12 protein-coding genes are annotated in these 12,681 nt (G+C 65.1%); 4 read left to right on the plus strand and 8 right to left on the minus strand.

What is annotated here, in order from left to right; genetic code table 11:
* Positions 1-55: 55 nt before the first annotated feature.
* From guaA to guaB, 3 genes are all read right to left on the minus strand, one after another.
* Positions 56-1,675 (minus strand): glutamine-hydrolyzing GMP synthase, encoded by a 1,620-nt coding sequence (gene guaA, locus AC3FOF_RS07425; protein WP_488726199.1) that lies wholly within the window; start codon positions 1,673-1,675, stop codon positions 56-58.
* Positions 1,650-2,261 (minus strand): hypothetical protein, encoded by a 612-nt coding sequence (locus AC3FOF_RS07430; protein WP_017227700.1) that lies wholly within the window; start codon positions 2,259-2,261, stop codon positions 1,650-1,652. The genes guaA and AC3FOF_RS07430 overlap by 26 nt, the downstream gene beginning before the upstream one ends.
* A gap of 117 nt (positions 2,262-2,378) precedes the next feature.
* The gene (guaB, locus tag AC3FOF_RS07435) at positions 2,379-3,842 is read right to left on the minus strand and encodes an IMP dehydrogenase (RefSeq protein WP_017227701.1); all 1,464 of its coding nucleotides are present in this window, start codon (positions 3,840-3,842) and stop codon (positions 2,379-2,381) included.
* 120 nt (positions 3,843-3,962) lie between these two features.
* Between guaB and AC3FOF_RS07440 the strand changes: the two genes are divergently transcribed.
* Complete coding sequence (locus tag AC3FOF_RS07440) at positions 3,963-4,922, plus strand: DMT family transporter (protein ID WP_276264489.1); 960 nt, start codon at positions 3,963-3,965, stop codon at positions 4,920-4,922.
* A 138-nt stretch (positions 4,923-5,060) separates the two neighbouring features.
* The gene (locus AC3FOF_RS07445) at positions 5,061-5,609 is read left to right on the plus strand and encodes a DUF4124 domain-containing protein (RefSeq protein WP_488726200.1); all 549 of its coding nucleotides are present in this window, start codon (positions 5,061-5,063) and stop codon (positions 5,607-5,609) included.
* A gap of 18 nt (positions 5,610-5,627) precedes the next feature.
* Here the strand turns inward: AC3FOF_RS07445 and AC3FOF_RS07450 are convergent, their stop codons facing one another.
* Positions 5,628-5,984 (minus strand): RnfH family protein, encoded by a 357-nt coding sequence (locus AC3FOF_RS07450; protein WP_488726201.1) that lies wholly within the window; start codon positions 5,982-5,984, stop codon positions 5,628-5,630.
* Positions 5,971-6,408 (minus strand): type II toxin-antitoxin system RatA family toxin, encoded by a 438-nt coding sequence (locus AC3FOF_RS07455; protein ID WP_035805117.1) that lies wholly within the window; start codon positions 6,406-6,408, stop codon positions 5,971-5,973. The genes AC3FOF_RS07450 and AC3FOF_RS07455 overlap by 14 nt, the downstream gene beginning before the upstream one ends.
* A 309-nt stretch (positions 6,409-6,717) precedes the next feature.
* Between AC3FOF_RS07455 and smpB the strand changes: the two genes are divergently transcribed.
* Positions 6,718-7,170 (plus strand): SsrA-binding protein SmpB, encoded by a 453-nt coding sequence (gene smpB, locus AC3FOF_RS07460; RefSeq protein ID WP_006164727.1) that lies wholly within the window; start codon positions 6,718-6,720, stop codon positions 7,168-7,170.
* Between the two features lie 113 nt (positions 7,171-7,283).
* On the opposite strand, the gene AC3FOF_RS07465 is transcribed toward smpB, so the two are convergent.
* The 3 genes from AC3FOF_RS07465 to ppsA form a co-directional block, all read right to left on the minus strand.
* Positions 7,284-8,216: an SPFH domain-containing protein gene (locus AC3FOF_RS07465; RefSeq protein ID WP_017223951.1), complete on the minus strand. Its 933-nt coding sequence runs from the start codon at positions 8,214-8,216 to the stop codon at positions 7,284-7,286.
* Between the two features lie 132 nt (positions 8,217-8,348).
* Positions 8,349-8,774, minus strand: a complete 426-nt coding sequence (locus AC3FOF_RS07470) for an NfeD family protein (RefSeq protein ID WP_017223952.1) — start codon at positions 8,772-8,774, stop codon at positions 8,349-8,351.
* Between the two features lie 156 nt (positions 8,775-8,930).
* On the minus strand, positions 8,931-11,315 hold the full coding sequence (gene ppsA, locus AC3FOF_RS07475) for a phosphoenolpyruvate synthase (protein ID WP_276266950.1): 2,385 nt from the start codon (positions 11,313-11,315) through the stop codon (positions 8,931-8,933).
* Positions 11,316-11,605: 290 nt separating this feature from the next.
* Between ppsA and ppsR the strand changes: the two genes are divergently transcribed.
* The gene (gene ppsR, locus AC3FOF_RS07480; RefSeq protein ID WP_017223954.1) at positions 11,606-12,499 is read left to right on the plus strand and encodes a posphoenolpyruvate synthetase regulatory kinase/phosphorylase PpsR; all 894 of its coding nucleotides are present in this window, start codon (positions 11,606-11,608) and stop codon (positions 12,497-12,499) included.
* The last annotated feature ends 182 nt before the right edge of the window (positions 12,500-12,681 follow it).

Consider the following 12,681-nt stretch of genomic DNA (forward strand, 5'->3'; position numbering starts at 1 on the left):
TAAAACAGGGCTTTATAGTCAATCAACTAGCGAATAGTGTTTCCCAACGGGAATTTCACTCCCACTCGATCGTCGCCGGCGGCTTGCCCGACACGTCATACACCACGCGATTCAAACCACGCACCTCATTGATGATCCGGTTCGAGCAGCGGCCAAGCAGCGCATAGGGCAGGTGCGCCCAATGCGCCGTCATGAAGTCCGTGGTCTGCACCGCGCGCAGCGCCACGACGTAGTCGTAGGTGCGGCCATCGCCCATCACGCCAACCGACTTGACCGGCAGGAACACCGCAAACGCCTGGCTCGTCAGGTCGTACCAGCTTTTGCCGACTTGCGAAGGCTCGCACATGCCGGCAGCAGCATCCTGCTCGGTAGCAACCGTGCCACGCAGCTCTTCGATGAAGATCGCGTCGGCGCGGCGCAGCAGCTCGGCGTAGTCGCGCTTGACTTCGCCCAGGATGCGCACGCCCAGGCCCGGGCCCGGGAACGGGTGGCGGTAGACCATCTCGGGCGGCAGGCCGAGCGCCACGCCGAGTTCGCGGACTTCGTCCTTGAACAGGTCGCGCAGCGGCTCGAGCAGCTTGAGGCCCAGGGTTTCCGGGAGGCCGCCCACGTTGTGGTGGCTCTTGATGGTGGTGGCCTTCTTGGTCTTGGTGCCGCCTGACTCGACCACGTCGGGGTAGATCGTGCCTTGGGCCAGCCACTTCGCGTTGGTCAGCTTCTTGGCTTCGGCCTGGAACACCTCGACGAATTCGCGGCCGATGATCTTGCGCTTCTGCTCGGGATCGGTCACGCCGGCCAGATGGCCGAGGAACTGTTCCGAAGCGTCGATCGCAATCACCTTGGCGTGCAGGCGGCCGGCGAACATGTCCATCACCATCTTGCCTTCGTTCAGGCGCAGCAGCCCGTGGTCGACGAACACGCAGGTGAGCTGGTCGCCGATGGCGCGATGGATCAGGGCCGCGGCCACCGACGAATCGACGCCGCCGGACAGGCCGAGAATCACTTCTTCGTCGCCCACCTGCTCGCGGATCTTGGCGACGGCTTCGGCGATATGGTCGTGCATGACCCAGTCAGCCCTGGCGCCGGCGATCTTCAGCACGAAGCGCTCGAGCATGTCGCGGCCCTTGGCCGTGTGCGTGACTTCCGGGTGGAACTGCACGGCATAGTAGCCGCGCGTCTCGTCGGCCATGCCGGCGATCGGGCAGCTCGGCGTGGACGCCATCAGCTTGAAGCCGGGCGGCAGCTCGGCAACCTTGTCGCCGTGGCTCATCCACACCTTGAGCATGCCGTGGCCTTCCGGCGTGGAGAAGTCCTCCAGGTCCTTGAGCAGCGCGGTATGGCCATGCGCGCGCATCTCGGCGTAGCCGAACTCGCGATGGTCGCTCCACTCCACCTTGCCGCCCAGCTGCACCGCCATGGTCTGCATGCCGTAGCAGATGCCCAGCACGGGCACGCCGAGATCCCACACCGCCTGCGGCGCGCGCAGTTGGTGGTCCTCGTAGGTACTGGCATGGCTGCCGGACAGGATGATGCCCTTGGGCGCGAACTCGCGCACGAAGTCGTCCGATACGTCGTTCGGATGAATCTCGCAATAGACGTGCGCTTCGCGGACGCGGCGGGCGATCAGCTGCGTAACCTGCGAGCCGAAATCAAGGATGAGGATTTTGTCGTGCATGATGGGCGGATGGCGTGTCGTCCAGTGCGGGTTCGGTCATCACTTCGGTGCCCGGACCATAGCCGGGCGGCGGCGTGATACCCGGCTCGCGCCGGTATTCGGGTGATGGCGGCCGGCGTGCCGCAGGGGCTGCGCCGGCATCCTTGTTTTGCGTGTCTTTCTGTAATGCCTGCTGTTCGCGCTGCTCACGTTCACGCACGCGTACGCGCTTCGCGGCCGGAATCTGCACTGCCGCGAAAAAAGCCAGGACCGCGGCCAGCACCGGCAGCCAGATCTTGCCCGCGCCTTGCACCGGCAGGTCGAGCATCAGCATCCAGGCCACGATCAGCACCGCGCTGACGAGGTTGACCTGTCCGACCGTGCGCGCCACCGCTACCGTGAGCTGGCCGTTGACCGTAGCCTGCCACAACAGCAGGGCCAGGCCGATCAGCGCCACGCCGAGCAACTGCCCATACAGGGCAGGTTGCGGCTGCGGCAACTGCAACGCGCTGTAGAAGGTCGTGAAGGGCGACAGCAGCAAGACGATGCCCAGCAGCAGATCGAGCACAGCGTCGAGGAACAGCACTGCACGCAGCAATACTTTCATGAGAACTCCTCCGGCCTGGCGCGTGGCCTGGCTTGGGGGCCGCGCCGGTTGGCGCAGCCGGCGCGCGGCTGGCTGGACGGTGAGGTCCGGCACAGCCGCCAGTTCATAAAGACCTGCTTAGTCGATGTAGTAGTTCGGCGCTTCCTTGGTGATCTGCACGTCGTGCACATGCGACTCGCGCATGCCCGCGGCGGTGATCTGCACGAACTCGGCCGTTTCATGCCAGTCGGCGATGGAGGCGCTGCCGCAGTAACCCATGGAAGCACGCACGCCACCGCACATCTGGTGAATGATGGCCGTGACGGAGCCCTTGTAGGCCACGCGGCCTTCAATCCCTTCGGGAACCAGCTTGTCGACGTTGGCGGTGTTGTCTTCCTGGAAGTAGCGGTCTGCCGCGCCGTCCTTCATCGCGCCGACCGAACCCATGCCGCGGTAGCTCTTGAACGAACGGCCCTGGTACAGGAACACTTCACCGGGCGCCTCTTCGGTGCCGGAGAACATGCCGCCCATCATCACCACGTGGGCACCGGCTGCCAGCGCCTTGGCAATATCGCCCGAGTAGCGGATGCCACCGTCGGCCACCAGCGGCACGCCGGTGCCCTTGAGGGCTTCGGCCACGTTGGAGACCGCGGTGATCTGCGGCACGCCCACGCCCGCCACGATGCGGGTGGTGCAGATCGAGCCCGGGCCGATGCCGACCTTGACGCCGTCGGCGCCATGATCGACCAGCGCGCGCGCGGCGGCGCCGGTGGCGATATTGCCGCCGATCACCTGCACCTGCGGGAAGTTCTGCTTGACCCAGCGAACGCGGTCCAGCACGCCCTGGCTATGGCCGTGGGCGGTATCGACCACGATGACGTCGACGCCGGCCTTGACCAGCAGTTCGACGCGTTCGTCGTTGTCCGGACCGACGCCGACAGCCGCGCCGACGCGCAGCTGGCCGCGGTCATCCTTGCTGGCCAGCGGATGTTCCACTGCCTTCTGGATGTCCTTGACGGTGATCAGGCCGCGCAGCTCGAAAGCCTGGTTGACCACCAGCACGCGCTCGAGGCGGTGGCGGTTCATCAGGCGCTTGGCGTCTTCCAGCGAGGCGTCTTCGCCCACCGTGACCAGCTTCTCGCGCGGGGTCATCTTGGCGCGCGCGGGCGCGTCCAGTTCTTCCTCGAAACGCAGGTCGCGGTTGGTGATGATGCCAACCACGGTCTTGCCTTCCAGCACGGGGAAACCGGAGATGCCGTATTGATGTGATAATGCAATCACATCGCGGATCTTCATATCCGGGGGAATGGTGATCGGATCACGCAGCACACCGGATTCGTAGCGCTTCACGCGCGCCACTTCCCGGGCCTGGTCGGCCGGTTTCAGGTTCTTGTGGACGATGCCGATGCCGCCGGCCTGGGCCATGGCAATCGCCAGGCGGGCTTCCGTCACGGTATCCATGGCGGCGGATACCAGCGGAATGTTCAGTTCGATCGAACGGGTCAGGCGGGTACGGAGCGAAACATCCCGGGGCAGCACCGACGAATAGGCCGGCACGAGGAGCACGTCATCGAATGTGAGTGCTTTCTGGACAAGACGCATAGCAATTCCTCTAGGCGCAAAACCGAATTATACAGGAATGGCACGTTTCTTGACGCGCCTGCGAGTGCCCTTGTTCAAGTCTGCTATGCTCATCGTCTTTTTTCCGGCATGGGCTATACGATGGGTCTCGGCGTTCTGTGCGGCCTGCTGGCCGGCGCCTTCTGGGGCATGGTGTTCATCGCCCCCAAGCTACTGCCCGTTTTCTCCCCCTGGGAACTGGCGATCGGCCGCTATCTTGCCTACGGGCTGGTCGCCTTCGTTGCCGCGCTGCCGCTGATGCGGCGCATTGCGCGCAAGCTCACGCGTGCCGATTGCGTTGCCCTGCTGCGCCAGGCCTTCACCGGCAACCTGCTGTATTACGTGCTGCTGGCCTTCGGCGTGCAGCTGGCCGGCGTGGGCCCCACCTCCCTCATCATCGGCATCTTGCCCATTTCCGTCACCATCATGGGCCGGCGCGACCATGGCGCGGTGCCGCTTTCGCGCCTGATCTGGCCCCTGCTGGTGGTGGCCGCGGGCATCGCCTGCATCAATATCGACCTGTTCGGCGGTGGCGGGCACGCCCATGGCCCCGGCGCGGGCGACGCACTGCACTCCGTGTGGCAGCGCCTGGCCGGCGTGCTATGCGCGGCCGGCGCCCTGGTGTGCTGGACCTTCTATGCCGTCGACAATGCGCGCTACCTGCAACGCAATCCGCAATACAGCGGCAACGAGTGGTCGGCGCTCTATGGCATCTCCACCGGCGCGGTGTCGGTGGTGCTGGCGCTGCTGGGCTGGCTGCTGGCCGGCGACAGGCTGGCCGCCGCGGGCGGCGGCCGCGACTGGCAGTGGTTCTGGCTGGTCAATGCCGCGGTAGCGCTGGGCGCGTCGCTGATCGGCAACAACCTGTGGAACATCTCGAGCCGCCGCCTGCCGCTGACGCTATCGGGCCAGATGATCGTGTTCGAGACCCTGTTCGCGCTGGCCTATGGCTTTGTCTTCGACCATCGGTGGCCACGCCCCCTGGAGATCGCAGCCATTGTGTTGCTGATGATCGGCGTGGCCTGGTCGGTGCGCTTGCATGCCACCGACAAGTCTGCCTAAACTAGCTGCCATTCCCGGCAGCCAGGGGCGTGCGAGTCACTCGCGGAACGGGGGGCTTTCCCGCCCTCTCCGCGCCTTGGCGCCTCGCCTTGCATGACTGCCGCATTGCCACCGCAGGCTGCCACCCAACGCCAAGCCATGAAACGATCGACCGCGCTCATCCCGCTCGCCGCCCTTGCCTGCCTGTGCCAGGCAGCCGTCGCCCAGGCGCAATGGCAATGGCTCGACGGCAACGGGCACATGGTCTACAGCGACGTGCCGCCACCGCCCTCGGTACCGGCCGCCAGCGTGATCAGTGCCCCCGGGCGCTTCGCCGGAAGCCTGCGCCCGGTGGAAGCCGGCGCCTCGGCTGCGGTGGCGGCCAGCCCGGCAGCCATCGCCCCGGGCAGCCAGGTACCGGCTCCCAAGGCAAATGACAAGGCGGGAGGCATGGCAGGTGCCGAGGCGGCGTTCGAGAAACGGCGCGCCGCGCAGTTGAAGGCCGAGGCCGACCAGGCCGAGAAGGACCGGCTGGCACAGGAGCAGCAGGCGCGCTGCGCGCGGATGCGCAACTACGCTACCGCCCTGCAGCAGGGCCGGCGCATCGCGGTGCTGGCGCCGGATGGCTCGCCACAGCACCTGGACGATGCGCAGCGCCAGGCCGAGTTGCAGCGCGCCAGCGCCAGCGTCGAACAGAACTGCACCTGAGCGGAGCCGGCTCCGCGGTCAGTTGGCGCCGCCGCGCAGCCATTTCTGGCCTTCGCGGGTGCCGGCCTGGCGGATCTTCTGCACGCGCTTTCTGCGCGCCGACTTGGGGTCGGCCACCAGCGGGCGGTAGATTTCGATGCGGTCGCCCGCACGCACCACGGTGTCCGGCGTCTTGAGCTTGCCGAAGATGCCGACGCGCATGGTGGCGGGATCCACTTCCGGACAGGCCTGCAGCAGCCCCGAGGCGCCGATGGCGGCGACAATGGTCGTACCGGGCGGCACCTCCAGCGCTTTCAGGAAAGCAGCGCCCGGGCGGGCATAGCACACCGAGATGCGTAACACGCAGGCGGCGCCGGTCTCGTCAGCCGTTGCCATAAACCACCTCGGCACGCTTGACGAAGGCATCGACAAACGTATTGGCGATCATGCTGAACACCGGCCCGATGAGCTTCTCCAGCAGGAAGCTGGAGAACTCATAGTGCAGGTGGAATTCGATCTTGCAGGCATCCTCGCGCAGCGGCGTGAAGCGCCACGAGCCATTGAAAGCCTTGAAGGGCCCGTCCTCGAACACCATATCGATCCTGGCGGGCCGCTCCTGGGTGTTGCGGGTGTGGAAGTACTGCTTGACGCCCTTGAAATGGATATGGATCTTGGCGTCGAGCAAGGTCTCGGTCTGCTCGAATACCTCGACGCCGCCGCACCAGGGGAGGAACTTGGGGTAGTCCTCGACGCATGTGACCAGGTTGTACATCTGCTCGGCGGAATGGCCGAGCAGAACGGATTTATGGACGTCTGCCATGTATTGGAGAATCAGGGCCCATGCAGACCCCGCCTGCGGCATGACGCATTGCGGAATCCACCGGGGCGGGCCAGTTTGCTAGAATCCCAATTTTAGCCCACGCGCGTCCTGGCGGCATCCCGAATGCAGGCGGCGGCATCCCCCGCGCGGCAAGCATGGCGGCAATGGCAGGCGCCGGACCGTGGCGCATCACGTTTCCCGCGCGCGGCCAGCACTTTACGCGGCGCGCGTCGGCGCCGCACCGCCCCCGTACCTTGTGATTTTTTTGCTTTCTATTTTTCCTATCTCCATTTCCTCTATCCGGACCGCATGACCATCGCAGACAACAAGAAAGCCTTTTTCGACTACTTCATCGAAGAGCGATATGAGGCGGGGATCGTGCTCGAGGGCTGGGAAGTCAAGGCGATCCGCGCCGGACGCGTGCAGATCAAGGAAGGCTACGTGGTCATTCGCGACGCCGAGCTCTTCCTGATCGGCGCTCACATCAGCGCGCTCAACAGCGCCTCGACCCATATCTCGCCCGATGCGGTGCGCACCCGCAAATTGTTGCTCAAGGCAGAAGAAATCAAGCGGCTGATCGGCAAGGTGGAGCAGCGCGGCTTCACGATCGTGCCGCTCAACCTGCACTACACGCGCGGACGCGTCAAGTGCGAGATCGGCCTGGCCAAGGGCAAGAAGATGTTCGACAAGCGCGAGACCGAGAAGGACCGCGATTGGCAACGCGAGAAGGCGCGCATCATGAAGGGCGCCGGCAAGGAGTAAGGCGGCGCGCCTGCTCAGGCATTCTTACCGGCGCCCCCCTCTCCCGCCGGCGGGAGAACGGTTGGAGGAGAGGGCAAGCACATCACGCCGGCACATCCCTTCCGGCCTCACGCTCAAGCCCCCTTCTGCTGTCCCTTGACGATCTGCAGCGCGGAAGCAATCATGCCGCTCATCTCGCCAAGGTTGCCCGGCACGATCAGCGTGTTGCCCTGCTTGGCCAGGTTGCCGAAGGCACCCACGTATTCCTCCGCCACCTTGAGGTTGACCGCCTCCATGCCGCCTTCGGCGCGGATAGCCCGCCCGATTTTCTCAATGGCTTGCGCGTTGGCCTCGGCCACCGCCAGGATCGCCGCGGCTTCGCCCTGCGCCTTGTTGATGGCCGCCTGCCGCTCGCCTTCGGATTTCTGGATGGCGGCCTCGCGCGCGCCGGAGGCCAGGTTGATCTGCTCCTGGCGCTTGCCCTCGGAAGCCGCGATCAGCGCGCGCTTCTCGCGCTCGGCGGTAATCTGCGCCTGCATCGCATGCAGGATCTCCTTGGGCGGCGTGAGATCCTTGATCTCGTAGCGCAGCACCTTCACCCCCCAGCTGGCGGCAGCCTCGTCCAGCGCATTGACCACGCTGTGGTTGATGTAGTCGCGCTCCTCGAAGGTCTTGTCCAGTTCCAGCTTGCCGATCACCGAGCGCAGCGTGGTCTGCGAGAGCTGGGTGATCGCCACCACGAAATTGCTGGAGCCATAGGACGCCTTCATCGGATCGGTGACCTGGAAGTACAGCACGCCGTCCACCTGCAACTGCGTATTGTCCCTGGTGATGCAGACCTGGCTGGGCACATCGAGCGGGATTTCCTTCAAGACATGCTTGTAGGCCACCCGATCGACGAAGGGCAGCACCACGGTCAGCCCCGGCGTCAGCGTGGCGTGGTACTTGCCGAGGCGCTCCAGCACCCAGGCATGCTGCTGCGGCACGATCTTGAAACTCTTCGCCACCAGGACGATGACCGCGATGAGAATCAACAGGGGCAGCAGGCTGCCGAAGAATTCGAACATGGGACCTCCGTGACGGGTTGGAAAAAAGCGTGCTGCGGGAAAGCCTGAAACCTGGAAACCGGAAACCGGACCGCCCCGATGGCGGTGTTGCGGCAGCCCTGGCAGCGCCAGGGCGAACCGCGCGAAGCAGGCCTAGCGTGGGCAGACGAAGAGCGTGTTGCCGCGTACCTCGACGATGCGGAAGCGCCCGGGCGCAGCTGGGCCCTGGGCCTGGAGTTCGACGTCCCAATCCGCGCCCCGATAGCGCACCCGGGCCCTTCCGCCGGTGCCCCAGGCCGGCACCTCGAGTTCCTGCCCGATATCGGGGTTGACGTTGGGGTCGCGCTCGGCCTGGTCGCGCCGGGTGCGGCCATAGCGGGAGCGCCGCAGCGCGACGAAGCCGGCCAGCGCCACCAGCGCAGCCAGTATGGTCTGGCTGGCGGCGCCAAGGCCGGCCAGCGCACCCATGCCGCCCATGGCGGCACCCAGCGCCACCATCAGCAGATACAAGGTGCCGAAACCCAGTTCCACGATCACCAGCACCGCGGCCAGCGCAAACCAGATGTAATACGGCGCCATTGCCTCCCCCCTTGCCTGCCGTTGTCGTGGCCTGGCGTCGCCCGCACAAGCCCAGACCACGGTCAAAACAAAAAACCCCCGCAACGCCAGGGCGCCTGCGGGGGTTCGGAACACCTGGCGCAGGGCCGGTGTAACGCTATTGTGACTTCAAATGCCTCAGGAAGCCAGTTGCTTCCAGGTGTCGACCACCGAATCGGGATTCAGCGAGATCGACTTGATGCCTTCCTTGGCCAGCCACGCGGCGAAATCCGGGTGGTCCGAAGGGCCCTGGCCGCAGATGCCGACGTACTTGTTCAGGCGCAGCGCGGTGGAAATGGCGCGCGACAGCATGAACTTGACCGCCGGGTCGCGTTCGTCGAAGTCCTTGGCCAGCAGCTCCATGCCGGAGTCGCGGTCCAGGCCCAGCGTGAGCTGGGTCAGGTCGTTCGAGCCGATCGAAAAGCCGTCGAAATACTGCAGGAACTCCTCGGCCAGGATGGCGTTGGACGGCACTTCGCACATCATGATGACGCGCAGGCCGTTCTCGCCGCGCTTCAGGCCGTGCTTGGCCAGCAGTTCGATGACCTTCTCGGCCTGCCCCAGGGTCCGCACGAACGGCACCATGATTTCGACGTTGGTCAGCCCCATGTCGTCACGCACGCGCTTCATGGCCTTGCACTCCATCTCGAAGGCTTCGGCGAAGTCTTCGGAGATGTAGCGCGAGGCGCCGCGGAAGCCCAGCATCGGGTTTTCCTCGTCCGGCTCATAGCGCGAGCCGCCGATCAGCTTCTTGTACTCGTTGGACTTGAAGTCCGACAGGCGCACGATAACGGGCTTCGGGTAGAACGCCGCGCCGATGGTGGCGATGCCCTCGGCCAGCTTGTCCACGTAGAAGGCGCGCGGGCTGGCGTGGCCGCGGGCCACGCTTTCCACAGCCTTCTTCAGGTCGGCGTCGACTTGCGGGTAGTCGAGGATGGCCTTGGGGTGGACACCGATATTGTTGTTGATGATGAACTCGAGGCGCGCCAGGCCGACACCCTGGTTCGGGATCTGGCAGAAATCGAAGGCCAGCTGCGGGTTGCCGACGTTCATCATGATCTTGACGTCGATTTCCGGCATTTCGCCGCGCTGCACCTCGGTGACCTCGGTCTCGAGCAGGCCGTCGTAGATGCGGCCTTCGTCGCCCTCGGCGCACGACACCGTCACCAGCGTGCCGTCCTTGAGCAGGTCGGTGGCGTCGCCGCAGCCGACCACGGCGGGAACGCCCAGCTCGCGCGCGATGATGGCCGCGTGGCAGGTACGGCCACCGCGGTTGGTCACGATGGCGGCGGCGCGCTTCATCACCGGCTCCCAGTTGGGATCGGTCATGTCGGCAACCAGCACGTCGCCCGGCTGCACGCGCTCCATCTCGGACGGGTCATTGATGACGCGCACGCGGCCGGTGCCGATCTTCTGGCCAATGGCGCGGCCGCTGGTCAGCACAGGGGCGGTGCCCTTGAGCTTGAAGCGCTGCTCGGCCTTGCCGGCGGACTGGCTCTTCACGGTTTCGGGGCGGGCCTGCAGGATGTAGATCTTGCCGTCGCGGCCGTCCTTGCCCCACTCGATGTCCATCGGACGAGCGTAGTGCTTCTCGATGATGACCGCGTACTTGGCCAGCTCCGCCACGTCGGCGTCGGTGATCGAGTAGCGGTTGCGCAGTTCGATGGGGACGTCGACGGTCTTGACGCGGCCGGCTTCGCCAGGCGCGGTGAATTCCATCTTGATCAGCTTGGAGCCGATCGAGCGGCGGATGATGGGGTACTTGCCCGCTTGCAGCGTGGGCTTGAAGACGTAGAACTCGTCCGGGTTGACCGCACCCTGCACCACCGTCTCGCCCAGGCCGTAGCTGGAGGTGATGAAGACCACTTCCTGGAAGCCCGACTCGGTGTCGATGGTGAACATCACGCCCGAGGCGCCCACGTCCGAGCGCACCATGCGCTGCACGCCGGCGGACAGCGCCACCACGTCGTGGGCGAAGCCCTTGTGCACGCGGTAGGAAATGGCGCGGTCGTTGTACAGCGAGGCAAACACGTGGCGGATCTTGTCCAGCACGTCGTCGATCCCGCTGACGTTGAGGTAGGACTCCTGCTGGCCGGCGAACGATGCGTCGGGCAGGTCTTCGGCGGTGGCCGACGAACGCACGGCGAACGAGGCCTCGGCGCCTTCGCGCGCTTCGGCACGGGCGTAGAACTCGCGGATTTCCTGCTCCAGGCGGGGCTGGAACGGCGCCTGGACGACCCAGTCGCGGATCTCGGCGCCAGCTTCGGCCAGGGCCTTCACGTCGTCGACGTCGAGGGCCTTGAGGCGGTCGGAAATACGCTGGGTCAGGTTGTTGTGGACGAGGAAGTCGCGGAAAGCCAGCGCGGTGGTGGCAAAGCCGCCGGGCACCCGTACGCCGGCCTCGGCCAGCTGGGAGATCATCTCGCCTAGCGACGAGTTCTTGCCCCCCACGGTTTCCACATCTTCCTTGCGCAACTGTTCGAACGGCAGCACATACGCGCTGTCGATTGCCGGGTTGTTCATAAAAGCCTCAAAAACAAAGTAAGAAACCTGTTGCTGACGCCCGGAATATTGTTGGAGTTCTGCTACCGGACGGATCGCTTGGCTAAACAGTCCCTGGGCGGTCCCAATGCGGCCCCGACCGGATTCGATCGGGTGCGATCGTGATTGCTGCAGCGCACATTGTTGACAATTCGTGGCCGAATCGTTGTGCCAACAGCGCTGGCGGAATTGCTTAGCGAAAAGATCGCCGCTATTCTACCGTGCCGCACCGCACTTTCGCGGCGCGCGGTTTCAAAAATAATTGTACAGACATGTCCCAGCCCGCCGCTCCCGCCGCGCCCATCGAGCCGCAGCACCCCCAGGAACCGCGTCATGAGGAGCGCCCGGCCATCCGCACGGTCTTCATCGTCTCCGACGGCACCGGCATTACCGCCGAGACCTTCAGCCACTCCATCCTGGCCCAGTTCGAGATGCGTTTCCGCAAGGTACGCATGCCGTTCGTCGATACGCCCGAAAAGGCGCATATCGCGGTAGCCAAGATCAACGAAGCCTTCTATGCGGAAGGCGTGCAGCCCATCGTCTTCACCACCCTGGTCAACCAGGAGTCGAACAAGGCGATCCGGCGCGCCAAGGCCATGATCCTGGACATGTTCCAGACCTTCATCGAGCCGCTCGAAAAGGAGCTGGGCCTCAAGTCCACCCATGCGATCGGCCGTTTCCACCAGAATGCGGATACCGAGGCCTACCAGAACCGCATCGAGGCGATCAATTTTTCGCTCGCTCACGACGATGGCCAGTCGCACAAGAACCTGGCCGAGGCGGACATCATCCTGGTCGGCGTGTCGCGCAGCGGCAAGACCCCGACCAGCCTTTACCTGGCCATGCAATACGGCCTGAAGGCGGCCAACTACCCGCTGATCCCCGACGACTTCGAGCGCGGCAAGCTGCCGAGTGCGCTCTACGCCTTCAAGCCTAAGATCTTCGGCCTCTCCATCAACCCGCAACGCCTGGCCGAGATCCGCAACGAGCGGCGCCCGGGCAGCAAGTACGCGGCGCCGGAGAACTGCCGCTACGAGGTCAACGAGGCCGAGGCCATGATGCGCCGCGAAGGCATCAAATGGCTGTCGTCCACCCACAAGTCGATCGAAGAGATCGCCACCACGATCCTGCAGGAGATCAAGGTGGACCGGGACAACAATTACTGAAGAAACCCGAAGCCCCAAACGAAGCCGAACCGTGCGCCAAAGCCGTTTGAAATGACGCTGGCTGTGACTCCCTCTCCCCTCAGGGGGAAGAGGGGTGGCCTGGCTAGGGGCCACTGGAAGCGGAGCCAATGGTTTGCTCCAGTGCAGCGGCATCGCGAGCGCCCGCCCTCTCCCCCGGCCCC

Source organism: Cupriavidus sp. 96C5-1 (assembly GCF_057798855.1).

What these genes read in the sequence shown, in the direction of transcription:
- ppsA (WP_276266950.1), bottom strand. Translation starts at nt 11,315, where the DNA reads ATGAACAACCCGGCAATCGACAGCGCGTATGTGCTGCCGTTCGAACAG.
- AC3FOF_RS07445 (WP_488726200.1), top strand. Translation starts at nt 5,061, where the DNA reads ATGAAACGATCGACCGCGCTCATCCCGCTCGCCGCCCTTGCCTGCCTG.
- AC3FOF_RS07430 (WP_017227700.1), bottom strand. Translation starts at nt 2,261, where the DNA reads ATGAAAGTATTGCTGCGTGCAGTGCTGTTCCTCGACGCTGTGCTCGAT.
- AC3FOF_RS07440 (WP_276264489.1), top strand. Translation starts at nt 3,963, where the DNA reads ATGGGTCTCGGCGTTCTGTGCGGCCTGCTGGCCGGCGCCTTCTGGGGC.
- guaB (WP_017227701.1), bottom strand. Translation starts at nt 3,842, where the DNA reads ATGCGTCTTGTCCAGAAAGCACTCACATTCGATGACGTGCTCCTCGTG.
- ppsR (WP_017223954.1), top strand. Translation starts at nt 11,606, where the DNA reads ATGTCCCAGCCCGCCGCTCCCGCCGCGCCCATCGAGCCGCAGCACCCC.
- AC3FOF_RS07465 (WP_017223951.1), bottom strand. Translation starts at nt 8,216, where the DNA reads ATGTTCGAATTCTTCGGCAGCCTGCTGCCCCTGTTGATTCTCATCGCG.
- AC3FOF_RS07470 (WP_017223952.1), bottom strand. Translation starts at nt 8,774, where the DNA reads ATGGCGCCGTATTACATCTGGTTTGCGCTGGCCGCGGTGCTGGTGATC.
- AC3FOF_RS07455 (WP_035805117.1), bottom strand. Translation starts at nt 6,408, where the DNA reads ATGGCAGACGTCCATAAATCCGTTCTGCTCGGCCATTCCGCCGAGCAG.
- smpB (WP_006164727.1), top strand. Translation starts at nt 6,718, where the DNA reads ATGACCATCGCAGACAACAAGAAAGCCTTTTTCGACTACTTCATCGAA.
- AC3FOF_RS07450 (WP_488726201.1), bottom strand. Translation starts at nt 5,984, where the DNA reads ATGGCAACGGCTGACGAGACCGGCGCCGCCTGCGTGTTACGCATCTCG.
- guaA (WP_488726199.1), bottom strand. Translation starts at nt 1,675, where the DNA reads ATGCACGACAAAATCCTCATCCTTGATTTCGGCTCGCAGGTTACGCAG.